The organism is Oleiphilus messinensis (genome assembly GCF_002162375.1).
GTDB lineage: Bacteria > Pseudomonadota > Gammaproteobacteria > Pseudomonadales > Oleiphilaceae > Oleiphilus > Oleiphilus messinensis.
Genome location: NZ_CP021425.1, coordinates 4,253,824 through 4,273,521, shown reverse-complemented (window position 1 = coordinate 4,273,521; position 19,698 = coordinate 4,253,824). Strand labels below are relative to the sequence as shown.

18 protein-coding genes and 1 pseudogene are annotated in these 19,698 nt (G+C 48.5%); 16 read left to right on the top strand and 3 right to left on the bottom strand.

The genetic code is table 11. The features are described 5' to 3' along the window. Window positions 1-27: 27 nt before the first annotated feature. The 3 genes from lon to OLMES_RS18615 form a co-directional block, all read right to left on the bottom strand. The gene (gene lon / locus OLMES_RS18625) at window positions 28-2,451 is read right to left on the bottom strand and encodes an endopeptidase La (RefSeq protein WP_087462645.1); all 2,424 of its coding nucleotides are present in this window, start codon (window positions 2,449-2,451) and stop codon (window positions 28-30) included. A gap of 108 nt (window positions 2,452-2,559) precedes the next feature. Then, on the bottom strand, window positions 2,560-3,156 hold the full coding sequence (locus OLMES_RS18620) for an arylesterase (protein WP_198343033.1): 597 nt from the start codon (window positions 3,154-3,156) through the stop codon (window positions 2,560-2,562). 149 nt (window positions 3,157-3,305) lie between these two features. After that, a complete protein-coding gene (locus OLMES_RS18615; protein ID WP_087462644.1) occupies window positions 3,306-4,178 on the bottom strand; it encodes a DUF2971 domain-containing protein in 873 nt (290 codons plus the stop codon). A gap of 286 nt (window positions 4,179-4,464) precedes the next feature. On the opposite strand from OLMES_RS18615, the gene OLMES_RS18610 reads away from it, so the two are divergent. From OLMES_RS18610 to OLMES_RS18535, 16 genes and pseudogenes are all read left to right on the top strand, one after another. After that, window positions 4,465-5,775, top strand: a complete 1,311-nt coding sequence (locus tag OLMES_RS18610; protein WP_087462643.1) for an acetyl-CoA hydrolase/transferase family protein — start codon at window positions 4,465-4,467, stop codon at window positions 5,773-5,775. 187 nt (window positions 5,776-5,962) lie between these two features. Continuing rightward, on the top strand, window positions 5,963-6,802 hold the full coding sequence (locus tag OLMES_RS18605) for a MerR family transcriptional regulator (RefSeq protein WP_087462642.1): 840 nt from the start codon (window positions 5,963-5,965) through the stop codon (window positions 6,800-6,802). 78 nt (window positions 6,803-6,880) lie between these two features. After that, entirely contained in the window at window positions 6,881-7,501 is a 621-nt protein-coding gene (locus OLMES_RS18600) for a class I SAM-dependent methyltransferase (protein WP_087462641.1), read from the top strand. 27 nt (window positions 7,502-7,528) lie between these two features. Beyond that, a complete protein-coding gene (locus OLMES_RS18595) occupies window positions 7,529-8,266 on the top strand; it encodes a class I SAM-dependent methyltransferase (RefSeq protein ID WP_198343032.1) in 738 nt (245 codons plus the stop codon). Window positions 8,267-8,280: 14 nt separating this feature from the next. Beyond that, window positions 8,281-8,727, top strand: coding sequence for an HIT family protein (locus tag OLMES_RS18590; protein WP_198343031.1), 447 nt, complete (start codon window positions 8,281-8,283; stop codon window positions 8,725-8,727). Between the two features lie 204 nt (window positions 8,728-8,931). Continuing rightward, window positions 8,932-11,430 carry a bifunctional diguanylate cyclase/phosphodiesterase gene (locus tag OLMES_RS18585; protein WP_198343030.1) on the top strand — a complete coding sequence of 833 codons (2,499 nt, stop codon included), beginning with the start codon at window positions 8,932-8,934 and terminating at the stop codon, window positions 11,428-11,430. Between the two features lie 78 nt (window positions 11,431-11,508). Continuing rightward, complete coding sequence (locus OLMES_RS18580; protein WP_087462638.1) at window positions 11,509-11,901, top strand: DUF1499 domain-containing protein; 393 nt, start codon at window positions 11,509-11,511, stop codon at window positions 11,899-11,901. A 166-nt stretch (window positions 11,902-12,067) separates the two neighbouring features. Next, complete coding sequence (locus OLMES_RS18575) at window positions 12,068-12,583, top strand: Na+/H+ antiporter subunit E (protein ID WP_087462637.1); 516 nt, start codon at window positions 12,068-12,070, stop codon at window positions 12,581-12,583. After that, window positions 12,583-12,837 (top strand): monovalent cation/H+ antiporter complex subunit F, encoded by a 255-nt coding sequence (locus OLMES_RS18570; protein ID WP_087462636.1) that lies wholly within the window; start codon window positions 12,583-12,585, stop codon window positions 12,835-12,837. The genes OLMES_RS18575 and OLMES_RS18570 overlap by 1 nt, the downstream gene beginning before the upstream one ends. Before the next feature lie 22 nt (window positions 12,838-12,859). After that, complete coding sequence (gene mnhG, locus OLMES_RS18565; RefSeq protein WP_087462635.1) at window positions 12,860-13,231, top strand: monovalent cation/H(+) antiporter subunit G; 372 nt, start codon at window positions 12,860-12,862, stop codon at window positions 13,229-13,231. Continuing rightward, window positions 13,224-14,219, top strand: coding sequence for a DUF4040 domain-containing protein (locus OLMES_RS18560; RefSeq protein WP_087462634.1), 996 nt, complete (start codon window positions 13,224-13,226; stop codon window positions 14,217-14,219). The genes mnhG and OLMES_RS18560 overlap by 8 nt, the downstream gene beginning before the upstream one ends. A gap of 2 nt (window positions 14,220-14,221) precedes the next feature. Next, window positions 14,222-14,503 (top strand): annotated as a pseudogene (locus OLMES_RS18555) (cation:proton antiporter subunit C); the annotation flags it as partial. 74 nt (window positions 14,504-14,577) lie between these two features. Continuing rightward, the gene (locus OLMES_RS18550) at window positions 14,578-16,080 is read left to right on the top strand and encodes a monovalent cation/H+ antiporter subunit D family protein (protein WP_087462632.1); all 1,503 of its coding nucleotides are present in this window, start codon (window positions 14,578-14,580) and stop codon (window positions 16,078-16,080) included. After that, entirely contained in the window at window positions 16,077-17,591 is a 1,515-nt protein-coding gene (locus OLMES_RS18545) for a monovalent cation/H+ antiporter subunit D family protein (protein WP_087462631.1), read from the top strand. The genes OLMES_RS18550 and OLMES_RS18545 overlap by 4 nt, the downstream gene beginning before the upstream one ends. A 22-nt stretch (window positions 17,592-17,613) precedes the next feature. Continuing rightward, on the top strand, window positions 17,614-17,943 hold the full coding sequence (locus tag OLMES_RS18540; protein WP_198343029.1) for a hypothetical protein: 330 nt from the start codon (window positions 17,614-17,616) through the stop codon (window positions 17,941-17,943). Further along, window positions 17,940-19,640 carry a Na(+)/H(+) antiporter subunit D gene (locus OLMES_RS18535; protein WP_087462630.1) on the top strand — a complete coding sequence of 567 codons (1,701 nt, stop codon included), beginning with the start codon at window positions 17,940-17,942 and terminating at the stop codon, window positions 19,638-19,640. The genes OLMES_RS18540 and OLMES_RS18535 overlap by 4 nt, the downstream gene beginning before the upstream one ends. Window positions 19,641-19,698 lie beyond the last annotated feature (58 nt).

The window sequence follows — 19,698 nt, the reverse complement described above, 5'->3', positions numbered from 1 at the left end:
GATCGAGCGGAAAATATTCTGATAATGTCAGGGAAACAGGATGTGATAGACATCTCTGAAATGGTTGGCAAAATGCACTGATAGCCCTTTTTTCAAGTACTCTTTCAGTTCCTCGTAATCACCCTGATTATCTTTCGGCAGAATAAGTTCCTTGATGCCCATCCGCCTGGCGGCGATCACCTTCTCCCTGATCCCGCCTACGGGCAGGACCTGGCCCGTTAAGGTCAATTCACCGGTCATGGCGACACTCTTTTTCGGCTGCTGGTTTCTGGCGAGGGAAATGAGGGCGGTTGCCATGGTAATACCCGCACTTGGCCCGTCCTTTGGTGTTGCGCCTGCGGGTACATGTAAATGAATCATGGACTCATCAAAGAAATGGGGTTCGCAACCAAACTGCATTAGATTCGACATCACGAAGCTGTAGGCGATGTTTGCCGATTCTTTCATGACATCGCCCAGTTGTCCGGTGAGTTGAAACCCGCGATTCAGGGAATGGATGCGGGAACACTGAATTTGAAGCGTTGCGCCGCCCATTGCGGTCCACGCGAGACCGGTGACAACCCCGATGCCCTTGTCCAGTTTATCTGCGCTGAAAGTCGCCTGGCCGAGGTATTTTTCAATATCCTCTTTTGCGATCCGAACCTGTAATTCCGGTGATTCACTGAGTTCGACCGCGGCTTTGCGGACAATCCGGTTTAGTTGCTTTTCGAGGTTACGAACACCGGCTTCCCGTGCATAGTTCTCGATAACTTTTTTCAATGCTGCCTGATTGATGCGTAAACGTTCTTTCGGGATACCGTTTCGCTGCAGTAACCGGGGCCAAAGATGTTTCTTGGCGATAACCAGTTTTTCCTCGGCGATGTATCCGGAAAGCCGTATGGTTTCCATGCGATCGAGTAGAGGGCCGGGAATACTGTCCAGCTGATTTGCAGTGCACACGAACAATACTTTGGATAAATCGACTCGCAAGTCCAGGTAGTGATCCAGAAATTCGCTGTTTTGTTCGGGATCCAGGGTTTCCAGCAAGGCGGAAGCCGGGTCGCCCTGGTAGGATGCGCCAATTTTGTCAATTTCATCCAGCATGATCACTGGATTAGCCACTTCCACTTCCTTGAGCGCCTGAACGAATTTTCCGGGCATGGCACCGATATATGTGCGACGATGGCCCTTTATCTCAGCCTCATCACGCATGCCACCCAGACTGAAACGGTAAAACTTCCGGCCAAGGGCATCTGCAATGGACTTTCCGATAGACGTTTTGCCGACCCCCGGAGGTCCGATTAACAGGATAATCGAGCCGGAAACTTCTCCCGTGAATTTTGCCACGGCGAGAAACTCGGTGATCCGTTCCTTGACATCATCCAGCCCGTCATGGTGTTTGTCCAGTATTTTGCGAGCACGGGTCAAATCCAGTTGGTCTTCGGTGTGCACGCCCCAGGGAACGGAGGTCAGCCAGTCAAGGTAATTGCGCGTCACGCCATATTCCGGTGAGCCGGTTTCCAGTATCGACAGCTTCTTCAGCTCATCTTCTATGCGTTTTTCTGCGGCTGCAGTAAGCGTTTTTCCTTCGAGCCTTGCGCGAAACTCATCGGCATCTGCGGTGCGGTCATCTTTGGAGATGCCCAGCTCTTTTTGAATCACTTTCAGTTGTTCTTTGAGAAAGAATTCCCGTTGTTGTTTACTGACTTTCTCATTCACTTGCTCACTGATTTGATTCTGTAGCTTGGCGACTTCTTTCTCTTTCCGGACCAGCAACAATACGCGTTCGATTCGCTCGATCAGAGGCAGTGTTTCGAGCACTTCCTGGAGTTGCTGCCCATCCGCCGTTGTGAGTGCAGCGGCAAAGTCCGCAAGCAGTGAGGGCTCGTTCGGGCTGAATCGATTCAGGTAATTTTTTAACTCTTCCCCGTATAGCGGATTTAAGGGTAACAGTTCTTTGATCGCTGCAATCAGGGCCATGGCATAGGCCCGAATTTCATCATTGTCGACCGCGACTGCGTTATCCGGGTAATCAACCTCGGCTTTGAATGGCCGCTCTTCACTTAACCAGCGCCGAATGCGGAATCGTTTCATGCCCTGCACCAATAGCTGGATATGCTTGTCTGTAACACTGAGGTTTAAAACGCGCAGGGCACAACCCATGGCCGGCAGTTCTTGTGGTGAAACGGATGCCGGGTCTTTTTCCTGACAATAGCTGACGCCAATAATCAAGGGTTGATCCGGTTTTACATCGGAGAAAAAGTGTTGCCACTTTTCCCGGTCGAGAATAATGGGTTGAACCTGAGCCGGGAAGAAGGGCCGATTGGGGATCGGAAAAACACTGATGATATTGGGCAGTGTTTCATCTGGAATGATCAGGCCTTTGCCACTGCTTTGGCTTTGATCGCCTGCGGTTAATACCTCGCCCTCCTGATCAAATTGCAGATCAGGTGTATCGTTTTGGTCGCTCATAATTAAACTGCTTTTGGTTATGGTTTTAAAACGAAAATGAGGATTAACTTAGCTGTTTTCAAGTCGCAACGTAGGGGATACCTTGTTTATTTGTTGATATTTCATGCTCTACAGTGCGCCGTGGTCACGCAGAAGTGATTCAATTGCCCCCGCCATTTCCCGATAACCCGCTTCATTGAAGTGCACGCTATCTGATTTGAATTGATTCCGTTTTTCCAGATACGACAGGATGTCATTGTCTGCAACCAGATTCAGCTCTTCTGCCAGTTCAATGTAGTGCTTCCCGGTTGGGGCGGTCAGTCCAAATTCGGGGACACCGATCAGGACCACTTCAGCGCCACTTTGTTGTATTTGTTGAATCATGGCCGCAATATTGGTCTTGGCCTGGGTACGGGAAAGCTTACGCAGTATATCGTTTCCGCCGTGACAAAGAATAACCAGGTCTGGCTGATGTTCCGCAATGAGTTGTGGCAGACGTTTTAAACCCTCTGCACTGGTTTCCCCGGGCACGCCCGCGTTGATCACGGGAATATTTATCATTTCGGCCAGTACTGCCGGGTAACTCTTATCAATTTTTACCCCTGTGCCATGGGTCAGGCTGTCACCAAACGCCAGAATCGTTGAAAACCGGGTTAACCGGGACAATTCTGGATCTGAACATGATGTCAGAAGAACGGGCAGCAGGAATATTAGCAGTGTCTTCAAATATTGTGTCCTCAAATACATTGAGATTCGAGGTTGCGGGGTCGTGCTATCTGTGTTCAAGGTCACAGTCATCTCCGGTGCAGAAGCTCACAATGTAGAAACTTATAATGCAGTGTGGGGGGCGGGTAAGCCATAAGCTATCTTATTAACTATCGTTGCCGGTAAGGGATTTGGCAATAGTGAATGCCGCTAGCCGGTTGTGCACCTTGACTGGAAAGGTACATTTCCAGTGAGTTCATGGAGAGGTCTATGTTCGGAGTCGGACCCAGATAAATATGGTCGATCGCAATACGTCGTGTATCCAGACGCATTAAATTGAATTCGATATAGGGCACCAGCATTGAAACACCTTCTCTGAATCGAACCGGGGAGTTTAGATAGTCGGTCACAACCGGCGATACAATGCGCCACTCTTCTTCCTCCTGGAATGATGGGTGTTTCAGGATCGCCGCAATGCGTAGCAGATCCGATTCGATCCGGTTGAATAAATTGGCGAAGCATTCATCCGTCGCTGATTGTACGTTCAAGTTGTCACGGGCAAGTGCTTCAACCGCGATGATGACTTTGCTGATCAGTTCCCGTTGTTCATCTTCATCATAAATACAGCGACCGACCTGGAATTGCTGTCTTTGCGCGCTTTGTACAATATGCTCCGGACTAAACCCGACACTGACGCCTTTGCCCAAGGCACTGTAACCGCGCCATTGGCTTAACAAATTACCATTGGAACGGAATGAGGCACCGAACAGGATATGGCCATTGGTGATTCTGCGGGCAACCCAGTCTACAAACTGGTTCAGTAGCACTGTCTTGCTGCCATCCTCAACGATCCTGCGATTGACTTCCTGCCGGATTAAATCTGAAGTATGGCGAAGTTCTGCTGAATCATTCATGTAGCGTATGTCGCTTGCCCAGATTGCATTACTTTCAACGATTCCTCGCAGGCCCGAGAATGACGTGTAGTGGTACAAGCGCTCTGAGGGGGTATGTGAGTAAAGTTGGTTGGTAATTTCTTTAATCATGATCGAAACACGGGTTATGAGCGAATACGTTTTAGCTTTAATCGTGATTTTAGAAGCTAAGTGCGATTTTAGACAATAAGAATGAATTTATCTGCAAACCGCGAGTTTAGCTGCTGTTGAAGTTCATATTTAGCGAAATTAAAGGCTAGTTTATGGGACGATATCAATGAAACGTTAATTTTGAGTGTCAATCGGTATTGCGTCATCAAACCGCCACCTAACTGCAATAGTGGGTGATTAGCCTCGCAAAGATCACTTGTCAACTGTTGTAGGGAGCTGTATGTCTATGGATGTTCAAGCACTTTATCAAGAAAAATTAATGACCATCGAAGAGGCTGTCGGGTATGTCAAAAATGACAGCAATGTCATACTTGGCATGAGTGTGGCAATGCCTCCCGGCCTGATCACGGGCTTATCCCGTCGAATCGAATCCGGTGATCTCGACAAAATCTACCTTTACTACATGCACGGATCACAGACGCTGCAAAATACCCTGTTAAAGGAAGCGCTGCAGGAAGTCGTGTGTCCGCGACCCATGTTTATGAGTGCATTTGATCGCCATGCTATCCCTCAGGATCATCAGGGCTGGATGCAATTTGTTCCCGCGACATTTCATCAGGTCGGTCGGCTGCTGACCGAGCATATTGATCCCGAGTGTTTCATGGTCACCGTTTCACCGATGGATCAACACGGGTATTTCAGTCTGGGGACGAATGCGGATTATGGCGCAACGGTGATTCGCAAAGCCAAACGGATTATTGTTGAGGTGAACCATCACATGCCGCGCACGTTCGGTGAGTGTTCGGTCCATATCAGTGAAATTGACCATATCGTAGAACACGATAAGCCGCTCATGTCCGCCTCTCCCGCGATGCCTAGTGACGTAGATCTTGCAATTGCGCGCCAGATCAGTGAAATGATCAAGGATGGGGACACGCTGCAAATGGGGGTTGGTGGTGTGCCTAACGCAGTATTAGGGGAGTTGACTCAACATCAGGATCTCGGCTTGCATACGGAATTGTTTTCTCCGGCTATGGTGGATTTGATCAAATCGGGGGTTATCAATGGCCATCGAAAATCCGTTATGCCTTACAAACATGTTTTCACGTTAGCGATCGGTGATGAAGCGATGTACCGGTTTATGGACAATAATCCTGCGATCGTGGGGTATCCCGCCGCTTGGGTGAATCACCCAAATGTGATTCGCAAAAACCGTAACATGATTTCGGTTAATGCTGCATTGGAAGTGGATTTAACCGGGCAAATTAACGCGGAGCAAATCAACGGTCACCCGTTCTCAGGCACCGGGGGACAGCTTGATTTCGTGCGTGGTGCCTATGCCTCCGAGAATGGTCGGTCGGTAATTGCGCTACACTCCACGGCTAAAAATCAAAGTGTATCTAAAATTGTCCCGAGAATTCAGGGTGGAGTCGTCACCGATCCAAGAATGGACACTCACTTTATCGTCACGGAATTTGGTGCTGTGAATATGAAGGGGTTATCTATTTCGCAACGTGCGAAAGCCTTGATCGAGCTGGCTCACCCTAAATTTCGCGATGAATTGCGCTTTGAAGCGCAAAAACTGGGAAATATTTAACGGTAACATTTTGTGTCTCAATATGTGCGCTATGTAACGAATTTGCCTAATAACTGGTATTCCTGGGTGAATATATATCGGGCCAATCTTGGCGTGTTGCGATTCGGTGTGCATAATTACATGCAAAGCCTTTTATGAATTGGTTATAATGACGAAAGTGATTTCAGTGACCTAACGGCGAAGCACGATGACATTGCCAGATCCGACTTTAAGTTTTATTGCTCAGTATGTACCTCATCTGAACAAGGGGGATGCCCATGCGCCGCCTCCTGATCGGGAGTACACCATTGACGAGCTAGCCCGCGCAACCGAAACAACAACCCGTAATATACGTGCCTACCAGGAACGTGGGTTGTTACCGCCCCCGAAACTCCGCGGGCGCAAAGGCATTTATTCAAATGCCCATTATTCCAGATTACGACTGATCGGCGATTTATTGGAGCGGGGATACACCTTATCAACGATCGGTGACCTGCTAGCTGCGCTGGAACAGGGCCTTGACTTGCGCAACTTCATGGGGATCGAATCTGCGCTTACCAGTCCGTGGACCGATGAAGAACCGGTATTGATGGGCATTGATGAGCTGTTGGCCATGTTTGATAACAAGGTGAATCTCGGATCGATTGATAAGGCCTTGAAGCTGGATCTCGTGCGCCTGGAGCCCGATGGCAAAACGGTTCAGGTGCGCAGTATGCGAACCATGAAGGCGGGTGCTGAGCTTGTATCAACGGGGATTCCTTTTGAGGATCTGCTGGAAATTATCCAGATGTTGCGTGGTAATGTTGAACGTGTTGCCAATGAGTTGGTTAAGCTTGTGGCTGAAAACGTTTTGCAAAAATACGATGACGATGATGCGTTGCCACCGAAGGAAGATTTACCTCAGATTGCCGATTTAATCTGGAGATTGCGGCCATTGGCCGAGATGGCTGTCCATGCGGAGTTGGCCAGAGCAATGGAAAAAGCGACAAACCATTTCTTGGGAGACCGCTTGGAAAAGATAATTCAGGGTCTGGAGACTAAGAAATAGCGCCTCGCTGTTGCCTATCTCGGGCAGCAGCGAGGCATCTCACTCGCCTGAACAGGATAAGAGAAATAGGGAAGCGACATGGCATTTTATGAAAACTACATCCTGCCGCACCTGATTAATGTGGCGTGTGGGACCAAGCCTGTGCGCAAGCAGAGGGAAAAAGTTGTACCCCATGCCGAAGGGCGCATTCTGGAAGTAGGTATGGGCAGCGGCCTTAACCTGCCATACTATGATCCGGATAAAGTCGAGTTCATTTGGGGGCTCGAACCTTCAGAGGGTATGCGCCGAAAGGCTGCACCCCGTATTGAGGCCAGTAAGCTCACAATTGAGTGGATGGGGTTAAAAGGGGAGGAAATTCCGCTTGACGATAACTCAGTTGATACAGTGTTGCTCACCTACACCCTCTGTACCATTCCTGACTGGTTAACCGCATTGCAACAGATGCGTCGGGTTTTAAAACCCGGTGGCAAGGTTCTGTTTTGTGAGCATGGCGAAGCGCCTGACGAGTCCGTACGTAGATGGCAGGAAAAAATAAATCCATACTGGAATAAAGTTGCAGGGGGCTGCCATTTGAATCGCCCGATACCTCGCCTCTTGCACGATGCTGGATTCAAGATTAAATCCCTCGATACCCAATATGTGCCTTCAACACCCAAGTTCGCGGGATTTACCTATTGGGGATACGCACAACAGGATTGATGCGGCAAGTTCGTATCAGGAGAGTCTATGGATAGTATGTTTGAAGCAAAGGTGGACAAGGCCGCGGCGGTATATAGTCCCCTTGCCCTTAAAGTTTATGATGGTTTGGTACTGAAGTTTTCCAATCGCTTTTTATGGCAGTGCCCGAGCGATCAAATCCTGGCCCTGTATAATCGCTATATCAGTAGCCACCACCTGGAAGTTGGTGTGGGTACCGGTTATTTTCTTGACCGATGTGTTTTTCCTGATGCGTCCCCTGTGATCACTCTACTCGACTTGAGCGAGCATTGCCTTGCCAAAACCGCACACCGAATAAAGCGTTATCAGCCTGTGAGTGTCAAACACAACGTTTTCGAGGTTATTCCATCCTCTGTGGGCGCGTTTGAGTCCATTGCAATCAATTACGTACTGCATTGTATTCCCGGTACTATGATGGAGAAAGCCTCCGTCTTTGATAACTTGAAATCCCGCCTCAAACCGGGTGGTGTCCTCTTTGGCAGTACCATCCTGAGTTCCGGTGATACAGCCCATAACAGTGTTTCGTTAGAGCAAGAGGCATCGCTCACTCATCGAGGCTGGCAGACTATTTCAGATGCTGCGGCGCAGCGTTTGATGGCGCTTTATAATCGTAAAGGCATTTTTAATAATCAGAATGATCATCTGGACGCGTTGACGCGTGTACTTCAGCAGCGGTTTAACGATGTAAAAGTGCGTGTTCACGGACGGGTTGCCCTCTTTGTTGCCAGCGATAATGCCTTAAAATAGGCGCAATTTAAAATTTGACTGTTCCGAAAAAGGAGTTGATGGTGCCCTACAATAGCGAAAACATTTTTGCCAAGATTCTAAGCGGTGAAGCAAATTGTATTGCTGTGTATGAAGATGAATTTACCCTCGCGTTTATGGATATCATGCCGCAAACAGACGGACATACTCTGGTCATTCCAAAAGAACCCGCTGAAACACTGTTCGAGTTATCTGAAGAAGGTCTTGGTGCCTGTACCAGAACACTCAAGACAGTTGCGACTGCCGTGCAGTCTGCGTTCGAGTGTCCCGGGGTTATGATCGCTCAACTCAACGGTAGTGTCGCCGGGCAAACTGTACCGCATTTTCACTTTCATATTATTCCAAGATACGCTGATGGCAGTTCGGTACGCGCCCATGGGCACAAAATGGAAGATACGGAGAAACTGCAAGGGTTTGCCGAACGTATTCGAGCCTGTCTGTGATCAAGGTGACTTGTAAGTGGTTATCGTTTTGCTGAAACCTGCAAATCTTATGTGTCGAGGTATTAGGTGTTTGGGTGATTTTTAACCTATATTTTCGAAATACTTCGAATATTAAAACCACGTGGTTCGCTGTTTATGTCGATACCCAACTCCAACCCCGGTCACTGGATCAGATGCCAAATATGCTGGCAGGTGACTGCGGTCGTGTTTGTATCGATCATCCTGATTGAATCTATTGTTCTATTCCCGTCTTACTTTTCCCGCAAACAGGATATTATTCTCGAATATGAGCGCCGGGGCAGCGATGCGTCGGCGGCGGTTCTGGATACGCTGGATTACTATGCTGAAGATACGATTGCACGGCTATGGGGCTTACAGCAAGCCTTACCGGATGTTTTAAGCCGGGTGTATGGTGACAAACTCAAATCGTTTAATCTTTATTCTGACCAGGGGGATCCCCTGTATGCCTATCATGCCCAGTTCACAGATTCTCCGAATCGCCATGGGCCAGATGTTATCCAGTACGAGTGGGTGCTCAATGCTGGTTCTCAAACCTATTTGCTCAATGTAACGGTCAATGCTGAAATAATTTCCACATCATTAATCGAATTTATCTTGCAGGCGCTTGGCGTGGCCCTGCTTGTTGCTGTTTGTGTCACGCTGATCACAATGAGTGTGATCCGGATGAAAGTGTTGTTACCGATTTTACGGCTGCGGGAGCAGCTGGATCTTGCGAGTGAGACACTTACCCATCCGGAAGATATAGTGATTGAGGTTTCTGATCACAATGAATTGGGTGCAGTTCAGTCCAGTTTCAGGCACCTACTGATTAAGCAGTTTGAACTATTGTATCAGCTGCAGGCCAAAGAGGCGGAGTTGCAATTTCTGAATGACTCAATTGATTCCCGGGTGCAAGAGCGGACATTGCAATTTGAAACGGCCAATATCGCTTTACAACGGTCGCTGGAAGACCTCAATCAGGCACACAGGGATATCGAAAGCCTTGCAACGTTTCCGGAGGAGAACCGTAATCCGGTGCTCAGAATCGATCAAAACGGAGTGCTTTTATATGCAAATCCGGCGAGTGAGTGGTTCGTTTCTGTCTTGAATGCCCGGGTGGACGAACGATTGCCGAGTCGATGGTGCACGTTTCTGAGCAAAGTAATGGCGAATGGGCGATCCCGGAAAATGGTGATCCAGGCATTGAAACGTTACTTCAAGCTGTTGTTGGTTCCAGTACCCCGTAAAGGCTATATCAACATCTATGCTGAAGACATAACGCGAGAAAAAAGCAATGCAGCTCGAGCCCGGAAACTGGCTTTTTATGATCCTGTGACGGGGTTGCCTAACCGGGTTATGTTTTTTGATGAACTCAGGCGTGTGGCGCAACGGTCAGTGGTTCAGAGTAGCCAACATAGCATCGTTGTTTTTGACCTGGATGATTTCGGTGTCATAAATGAGACGTTCGGGCAATTGACGGGGGATCGGGTACTCCGTACGGTTGCCGAGCGAGTGAAGTCTGTTCTGAAGGACTTGAGCAAAGGTGAAGAAACAGTTGTCAATGTAATGTTTGCCCGGGTGGGGGCGGATGAGTTTGCCTTGTTGCTCCGAAATACGGCTCTGGCAAAAGCGCATCAATACAGCGCAAAAATTTTTGCCAATCTAAGTCGCCCGTTTACGCTTCATGAGCAGCAGATGGCGTTGACTGCGCCTGCGGGTATTGCAACTTTCGATGGCGAGGCCCTGCGGAATAGTGAGGCAACCATCCAGAGTGAATCAGGAATGGACAGCTGTTTCCGGCATGCTCAAATCGCCATGCGTATGGCTGCCGAGCAGGGTAAAGGTGCGACTGTATGTTTTGAAAAGGATCTGGGGGAGCTTTATCAACGGCGGAATACCTTGGCCAGTCAATTAAAGCGGGCCATAGAAGTGGCCGAATTGAGGGTGTATTACCAACCAAAAGTTGATGCGGTTAGCGGTCAAATTATTGGTGCTGAGGCTCTGGTTCGCTGGCCTCATCCGGTTTACGGTTTTGTTCCGCCAGATGAATTCATATCGATAGCGGAAGAGAATGAGCTAATCCATCCTCTTGGTACCTGGGTCATGGAACAGGCAGTTATGCAAACCACCAAATGGCAGATGACGGTTAATGAGAAAATGCGTATTGCGGTTAATCTTTCGCCGCAGCAATTTCGTGATAGCGCATTAGTGGAGCGTATAAAAAATTTACTGGAACTGACCGGGATCAACCCCGCCACAATCGAGCTTGAGTTGACAGAATCGATGTTGATGACTTCCGGTGCAAGTACGATTGATGCCTTGACTCGTCTGAAAGCTTTGGGGTTGAAATTAGCGATAGATGACTTCGGTACCGGGTATTCATCTCTGGCATACTTGAGTCGTTTCCCGGTCGATACGTTGAAGATTGATCGTTCATTTGTGATGCATCTTCAGGATAGTGCTGAAGACCAATCAATCTGTCGTGCGGTTATTCAGCTCGCGAAATCCCTGGGATTGGAAACGGTAGCCGAAGGTGTGGAACTGGAAGCGCAATTACAGTGGTTAGCGGCAAACGGGTGTGACTTGATTCAGGGCTATTACTACAGTCCGCCTTTGCCAGCCCAAGAATTTCTGGAGTTAATTCATCGCAATGCCGACCTGATGAACACGGCATTGAGCGTTTCCCGGAAATCAGGAATTTAGTGCAAACGCAATACAGATTTGAAAGTCGCGCTACACTGATAATAACAGCTTAATTTGTCGATTCTGGAATGTGAATTTATGGGGATTCTGGCAGGTCGTCGACCGAAATATTTAGGTGCGCGAGACGGTAAACTCGCGCCTTGTTCCTGGAAACCAAATTGTGTGTCCAGTCAAAGTGAGGGGCGACATTTTATCAAACCGATGCAGTTTAACTATGAGCCCTCTGTTGCCTGGGCCAAGCTCAAGGCCATTTTGGGATCTATGCCAGGGGTCAATATTGTGGCTAACGATGGGTTTTACCTTCACGCGGAGTGCTCATCTTCTGTATTGGGGTTTGTTGATGATTTGGAGTTGTTGTTGATACCTGAAGAAAAAATATGTCATATCCGTTCTGCTGCCCGGTTGGGGTTGTCTGATTTGGGTGTCAATCGTAAACGGGCGAATTTCATTCGGCAGCGCTTTGATCAATAAAGCAAATGAAACCCTATCTTGATATAGAGCAATTAATATAGCTAAAGTGATAATGACAACAGCATTCTGTCGCTGCTATCCTGTTGAGAGACTGATCGCGGTTCCTTAAGTTGTACGTTAGATCGTGAATTCTGAGTTTAGAAGCAGTCCGGTTAAGGAGAGCATTTTGCAAAAAAGTGGAGCCACTTCTCCATCACTTCCAATTGCCTGGCCCCACATTCTCGGCTGGGGCGCGGCGTTAACTGTATTCTGGCTTCTATTGTCAGGTATGTTCATTCCGCTAATGCTATTCTTTGGTGGCTTATCCATTGTTTTGGTGCTTTGCATCGTCAAGCGGATGGATACGATCGACGGTGAAATCAAATCGGTATATCTGGGTCCCAAGCTGATGCTTTATTGTGCCTGGTTGGTGGCGCAGATTGTGAAATCAAGCTACCACGTTGTACGTTTGGTTTGGAGCAAAAAGCCTGAGCTATCGCCCACGGTTGCGCTTATCTCTACCGATCGTAATGCCGAATTGGGCCGGGTGCTCTATGTTAATTCCATAACGCTTACGCCCGGAACGCTGAGTATCGATATTGTGGATGATGTCATCACCGTTCATGCCCTGGATAAACAATCTATCCAGGATCTGGAGAGCGGTGATATGGAACGTAGAATTGCCAAGGTGAGGGAAGGGTGATGTTTGCTGCTGTTTGTATATCAATTTTATTCATCATGGCTTTCGCCCTCGCCCGAGCATTTTTTGCACCGACTGTTTACGACCGAATTTTGGGGGTGAACATGTTCGGCACTAAAACAGTGTTATTTATCGCTTGTATTGGTTTTTTAACGGGGCGACCGGACTTCTTGGACATTGCTCTGGTTTACGCATTGATCAATTTCATCGGCATGATCGCCGTATTACGCTTTTTTGAATATACCGCACCTCAATAGTGGCGTTATAGGGGCAATAATAATGACATGGATTTGGGATGGTTTGAGTTGGCTGCTATTGATTGGTGGCGTATTTTTTGGCATCAGTGGTGCTTTGGGTCTATTCCGCTTTCCGGACTTTTACACTCGGGTGCATGCGGCCAGTATCACAGATAGTATGGCAACATTGCTGATTATCAGCGGCTTGTTGTTTCAGGCGGGTTGGAGCCTGGTGTCGGTGAAGCTACTGCTCATTCTATTATTCCTGCTCATAACCAGCCCCACCGCATCCCATGCTCTCGCCAAGGCTGCCAGGCATGGTGGTTTATTAACAATTCCGGAGCATGTTTCGCCCCAAATACCGCTCGAAAGGTCTGCACCAGATGGGCAGTCTCCGGAGGCGCCCAATGGCTGAACTGATTGATCTGGTGCTGTTGGCCATGCTTGCCCTTACTGCCCTGAGAGTCATATTTTTAAGAGACCTGTTTGCAGTTGTAATGCTCTTCGGCATCTATAGTTTTTTATCTGCTGCGATATTCGTATCTCTGGATGCGGTGGACGTTGCATTTACAGAAGCTGCGGTTGGAGCCGGGATCTCGACGGTACTGATGCTCGGAACGCTGGCACTGACGGAACGGCGCGAAAAAGAGAGCCGCCACCACCGTAAATCAATGTTGCCTTTGCTGGTTGTGATCGCCACGGGGGCCGCGTTGCTATACGGCACACTTGATATGCCTCCGTTTGGCCTGGCTGATAATCCTGTCCACCAACATGTCGCGCCGCGCTACATTGAGCAGTCTCCTACTGAGGTGGGGGTACCGAATATGGTTACCTCTGTTTTGGCCAGTTATCGGGGGTATGACACGTTGGGCGAAACCGTGGTTGTCTTCACTGCGGCTGTGGGGGTTCTGGCCTTGCTGGGTATTCGGCGCAAGGTAAAGCGGGATACGAGCGAAGAGGCCTCACCGGGCAATGGCTTTACAGATCACTTGGTATTACGCGTGATCGCTAAACGCATTATTCCACAAATTATCCTGTTTGCCCTGTATGTCCAGTTTCATGGTGATTTTGGTCCCGGTGGAGGGTTTCAAGCGGGAGTGATAGCCAGTGCGGCGTTTATTCTTTATACGCTGGTGTTTGGTTTGGATGATGCCGCAGACGTTGTCAGTCCCGCCGTGTTGCGCTGGCTAACACCTCTTGGCGTTCTGATTTATGCGAGTGTTGGCTGTGCTGCTTTGCTTTTGGGGGGATCGTTTCTTGATTACAGTGTATTGGCTGCTGACCCTGTAGCGGGTCAACATTTAGGAATTCTGTTAATCGAACTGGGCGTGGGTATTACTGTTTTCGCGGTGATGTTGAATATTTTTTATGCCTTTTCCAGTAGAGCGGTGAGAGCGGTTTGAGCATGAATTTTTTATTGGACTATTACAATTACTGGATTGTGGTGTTCTTGATGATGACTGGATTTTATGTGGTTATCTCAGCGAATAATCTGGTGAAAAAAATCGTTGGACTCAATATATTTCAGACCTCTGTATTTTTGTTTTATATCTCGATGGGTAAAGTCTCGGGAGGAACCGCACCGATAGCCGCTGAGGGAATTGTCCAGTATTCAAACCCTTTACCCCATGTCCTTATCCTGACTGCAATTGTGGTAGGGGTGGCAACTACTGCGCTCGGGTTGGCGTTAATTGTGCGCATAAAGGAATCGTACGGTTCAGTTGAAGAAGATGAAATCCAGGAACAGGATGACCAGTGTTAATGCTACTTGAACATATTGCTGTTTTACCGGTAATCATCCCCCTGATTGCTGCACCACTTTGTCTGTTGCTCGGGCGTAACAGCCTCTGCTGGTCATTTTCCACTTTGGTGAGTTGGATCTGTTTCGGCGTGAGCTTGTTGCTGCTGGAGCAGGTTCTGGAGCAAAACGTAATCAGTTACCACGTGGGCGGTTGGGCGCCTCCCTGGGGTATCGAGGTGCGTATTGATGCTGCAAGCGCACTGCTCTCGGTGATTGTTTCGGGGATTAGCAGTGTGGTGTTAACCTGGGCACGTATGAGTGTTGCCAAGGAAATTCCTGAAGCGCATCAAGCTTTGTATTTTACTGCACATTTACTCTGTTTGACGGGGTTGTCCGGTATTTTAATTACCGGTGATGCGTTCAATCTATTTGTTTTTCTGGAAATATCTTCACTCTCGACCTACACGATGGTGAGTTTGGCTTCGGATAGACGTTGCCTTACGGCCTCATTCCGTTATCTGGTGATGGGAACCATTGGCGCAACGTTTATCCTGATTGGTGTCGGAATGCTTTACATGAAAACCGGCACACTGAACATGCTGGATCTGGCTGATCGAGTCGCTGCCTATGATAAAAGCCGAACCATTAACACCGGATTGGCATTTATTATGGTGGGGGTGAGTTTGAAACTCGCGCTGTTTCCGCTCCATTTGTGGTTACCTCCGGCCTATACCTTCGCACCATCGGCTGTTTCAGCATTTCTGGCCGGGACCGCAACCAAAGTTGCCGTGTACGTGATGATACGGTTTATATTTACCATCTTCGGCAGTGATTATGTCTTCCAGGAAATGGGAATGGGATTAATACTGCTGATCCTGGCTATAACGGCCATTTACAAGTGTTCGATAATGGCGGTTTTTCAACACAATATCAAAACATTGCTTGCCTACTCCAGTGTGGCGCAAATCGGTTATATCGTCCTCGGAATCAGTCTTGCCAGTGTGGCTGGTTTAATGGCCAGTTTGCTGCATGTATTCAATCATGCCTTGATGAAGGCGGCATTATTCATGGTACTCGGCGCGGTGTTTTACCGGGTCGGTTCGGTTCAGATTTCGGCTTTTAATGGTCTTGCCCGAAAGATGCCCTGGACAATGGCTGCGTTTACGCTTGCTGGACTGAGTTTAATCGGTGTGCCATTGACGGTTGGCTTTATCAGTAAATGGTATCTGGTCTCGGCAGCGCTGGAACAAAATAACTGGTTGGTAGCCGCGTTGGTATTGGGTGGTTCACTTTTGGCGATTGTTTATATCGGTAGAGTAATCGAAGCGGCCTATTTCAAGCCCTTGCCTGAACGTTATGAGCAAGTCAGCGAAGTGCCAATGGGAATGTTGATACCGATGTGGGCCCTGGTTGCAGCGAATGTTTATTTTGGTATTGATACGCAGTTTACTTTGCATGCCGCCAGTGAGGCCGCCCAATGGTTATTTGAGTCAGGCAGATTAGAGGGAGAGGTGCCGCTGTGATCGAGCAACAGAGCATAATCACCTGGATCATCGTCACACCATTAGTCGGTGCAGTGCTTGTTCTGGCCTGCGGTAAATGGCCAAATATCCGTGAAGCAATCACGTTGACAACCGCAACGGTGCTTTTTACGCTGGTTGTTTCGCTGTATGACGCGGTGATGGCAGGTGAGCGGGCCGCTGTAACCTGGGTCAACATGCTTCCAGAGATACCGCTCGCATTTTCGGTCGAGCCCTTGGGGATGCTGTTTGCATTGGTAGCCAGTTTTCTCTGGATTATTACCAGCATCTACGCGATTGGCTATATGCGAGGTCATCACGAAAAAAACCAGACGCGTTTTTATGTCTGTTTTGCGTTAGCGATCAGCTCTGTGATGGCAATTGCGTTTGCAGAAAATTTACTGACACTATTTATTTTCTACGAAGTGCTTACACTTTCAACCTATCCGCTGGTCACTCACGCAGGCACAGAGGCTGCCAAACGAGGTGGCCGAACTTATCTCGGAATACTGCTCTTCACATCCATAGCGTTCCTGTTATTTGCTATTTTGTTAACCTGGAATATCGCCGGAACCCTCAGCTTTCAGGCTGGAGGCGTTTTCTCATCGGACGTGTCGAAAATGGCACTGGGAATCTTGTTGGCGCTCTATTGCTTCGGGATTGGCAAAGCTGCGCTCATGCCATTTCACCGGTGGTTACCTTCGGCGATGGTCGCACCGACACCGGTGAGTGCATTACTGCATGCCGTGGCGGTTGTGAAAGCCGGGGTATTTACTGTGTTAAAGGTCGTGGTTTACATTTTCGGTATTGATCTGGTGTCCAGTATCCCGATTGCCGATGTTTTACTCTATATCGCGGCGCTTACGGTGCTGCTGGCTTCCTGCATCGCCGTGACCAAGGATAATCTCAAAGCCAGACTGGCCTATTCAACCGTAAGTCAACTCAGTTACATTATTGTTGGTGCGTTGCTGGCCACTTCTGCCGGCGTGCTGGGAGGGGCGATGCATATTGCGACTCACGCCCTTGGCAAGATTACACTTTTTTTCTGTGCAGGTGCCATTATGGTTGCCAGTCATAAAACCGAAATCAGTGATATGGCTGGTCTTGGCAGGGCCATGCCTTTCACCATGCTCGCTTTTTTGATCGGCAGTATCAGTATTATAGGCTTACCCCCCATGGGGGGCACCTGGAGCAAGTGGTTTTTGGCTATCGGTGCGCTTGAAGCGGAGCAGCTCGCGATCGTGGTCATTCTAATGATCAGTTCGCTGCTCAATATTGCTTACCTGTTACCCATTCCAATCCGTGCGTTTTATCGTGGCGACAAAAGTGGATCCATGCTGACGGACGGCGCACTTGGCAGTGAACATCAAGCCAAAACTGCCAGATTGAAAGAGGCACCTGTAGCCTGTTTGATCGCTATGGGGGTGACGGCGACAGGTTGTCTGGTCATGTTCTTCTATCCGACACCCTTGTTTGAACTTGTGGGGCGCATACCGCTGGGGACACAACCTTAATCAGTTTACGTTGAGATATTGAATGAAACCGGAACACGATGATAAACAGCATTTTTTTGATAAACCTGAGAATGTCAAAATTGTTCTCAGGGTGTTTTACGTTTGTTGCGCTGTTTTGTTTTTACTCGATTTCGTTGTGCATCGACATATTGTCCAGCCGTTTGAGAACTTGCCTGGATTTTACCCCCTTTATGGCTTTGTTGGTTGTGTGTTGCTGGTGGTGATCGCGAAAGAGATGCGTAAAGTGCTCATGCGTGATGAACATTATTATGATCAAACTTCAATCAGTGATGGTAACGATAACCAAACCCGTGATGACGACGTAAACAACCCCGAAAGCAAGGAGCCATGATGATTTATCCGGTTTTACCGCTGATCCTGGGTGCCATAGCCGCCGCCTTTTTCCGGGGAACAATGCGTACTGTACTCATGCTCCTGTTTGTGGTTTTGGGCGCTTGGTATTTGTTTCAGCTGGAACCCGGGCAAGATCTCGCGTATTCGTTTTTAGGCTATGCGTTACTGCCCGTGAAAGTGGATGCGCTTAGCCTGATCTTCGCCAAACTATTTCATCTGGCGGCATTTATTGCTTTAGTGTATTCGATTCATGTCAAGGATACCGTGCAGCAAGTGGCCGGGCTGGCTTATGCTGCGAGCGCAGTCGGGGCTGTATTGGCGGGCGATTTGCTGACCTTGTTTGTCTATTGGGAACTATTGGCGCTGACATCCGTATTTCTGATCTGGGCGCGAAAAACTGATCGCTCTTTTCAGTCCGGTATCCGGTATTTAATTATCCAGGTTTCGTCCGGGGTATTGTTACTGGCCGGATTGCTGATGTTGTTAAAGACCAGAGGCTCGCTGTTGTTTACCGAAATTGGTCTGGGACATTCCGGTTTGGAGGGGGTCGCGGCCTGGTGTATTTTTATTGCATTTGGAATTAAATGTGCGTTCCCGTTTTTTCATAACTGGCTTACAGACGCCTATCCGGAAGCAACTCCCACCGGTACGATATTTTTAACGGCTTTCACCACAAAAGTAGCGGTTTATGCGTTGGCGAGAGGGTATCCGGGTACTGAGTTGCTGGTTTTTATCGGTGCTGCAATGGCATGCTTCCCCATTTTCTACGCCGTGATTGAAAATGACTTGAGGCGGGTTCTGGCTTACAGCATGATCAACCAGATTGGATTTATGGTTGTCGGCGTGGGCATAGGGACTGCCGTTGCAATCAATGGTGCGGTGGCCCACGCCTTCAATGATGTAATCTTCAAGGGCTTGTTGATGATGAGCATGGGGGCTGTGTTACATATGACAGGGCGGATTAATGGCTCTGATCTTGGCGGCCTGTACAAATCGATGCCGGTCACTACGGTGCTTTGCATCGTTGGTGCGGCATCGATATCGGCATTTCCTTTGTTTAGTGGATTTGTGTCGAAGTCGATGATTATGACTGCAGCGATTGAAAATGGTTATGACTGGGTCTGGTTGTTGCTGCTGTTCGCATCCGCAGGGGTATTCCATCATGCCGGGATAAAAATTCCATACTTTGCCTTCTTCGCACATGATTCCGGCATTCGTACCCGGGAGCCGCCATTGAATATGTTAGTGGCAATGACCATCGCTGCCACGCTCTGTATTTTGATCGGTAGCTTTCCGAATGTGCTTTACCAGATGCTGCCGTATGAAACAGGATACTGGCCGTTTGATGTCACCCATGTATTGACCCAGTTGCAATTGCTTTTTTTCTCCGCATTGGCGTTTGTCTGGTTAAATCTCAAGGGGCTGTACCCGCCGGAACTACGGTCGACAAATATTGATGTGGAGTGGTTTTATCGCAAGCTCGCACCAGCCTTTGTCCATCGTGCCGTGTCCGGGATAAGTTTGATCTACCAGCGTGTTTATTTGCAGCTTGTCGACAAGCTGACAGCGGGTGTTAAAAGCCTGTATAGCCCAGACCGTCCGACCGGCTATTTTGCGCGACTATGGCCTACGGAAACTATGGTATTCTGGGTGGCCGTGCTGCTTTCATGCTACTTGCTTTTGTATTATCTGTGATCAAGGGCGAAGGGTTGGAACAGTTTTTTCTGCTCTACTTCCGGTGTTTCGCAAGGCT

Bases quoted from the DNA above. Each gene is read 5' to 3' on its own strand.
- lon (WP_087462645.1), bottom strand. From the start codon at position 2,451: ATGAGCGACCAAAACGATACACCTGATCTGCAATTTGATCAGGAGGGC.
- OLMES_RS18615 (WP_087462644.1), bottom strand. From the start codon at position 4,178: ATGATTAAAGAAATTACCAACCAACTTTACTCACATACCCCCTCAGAG.
- OLMES_RS18610 (WP_087462643.1), top strand. From the start codon at position 4,465: ATGGATGTTCAAGCACTTTATCAAGAAAAATTAATGACCATCGAAGAG.
- OLMES_RS18605 (WP_087462642.1), top strand. From the start codon at position 5,963: ATGACATTGCCAGATCCGACTTTAAGTTTTATTGCTCAGTATGTACCT.
- OLMES_RS18600 (WP_087462641.1), top strand. From the start codon at position 6,881: ATGGCATTTTATGAAAACTACATCCTGCCGCACCTGATTAATGTGGCG.
- OLMES_RS18595 (WP_198343032.1), top strand. From the start codon at position 7,529: ATGGATAGTATGTTTGAAGCAAAGGTGGACAAGGCCGCGGCGGTATAT.
- OLMES_RS18580 (WP_087462638.1), top strand. From the start codon at position 11,509: ATGGGGATTCTGGCAGGTCGTCGACCGAAATATTTAGGTGCGCGAGAC.
- OLMES_RS18570 (WP_087462636.1), top strand. From the start codon at position 12,583: ATGTTTGCTGCTGTTTGTATATCAATTTTATTCATCATGGCTTTCGCC.
- mnhG (WP_087462635.1), top strand. From the start codon at position 12,860: ATGACATGGATTTGGGATGGTTTGAGTTGGCTGCTATTGATTGGTGGC.
- OLMES_RS18560 (WP_087462634.1), top strand. From the start codon at position 13,224: ATGGCTGAACTGATTGATCTGGTGCTGTTGGCCATGCTTGCCCTTACT.
- OLMES_RS18550 (WP_087462632.1), top strand. From the start codon at position 14,578: ATGCTACTTGAACATATTGCTGTTTTACCGGTAATCATCCCCCTGATT.
- OLMES_RS18540 (WP_198343029.1), top strand. From the start codon at position 17,614: ATGAAACCGGAACACGATGATAAACAGCATTTTTTTGATAAACCTGAG.
- OLMES_RS18535 (WP_087462630.1), top strand. From the start codon at position 17,940: ATGATGATTTATCCGGTTTTACCGCTGATCCTGGGTGCCATAGCCGCC.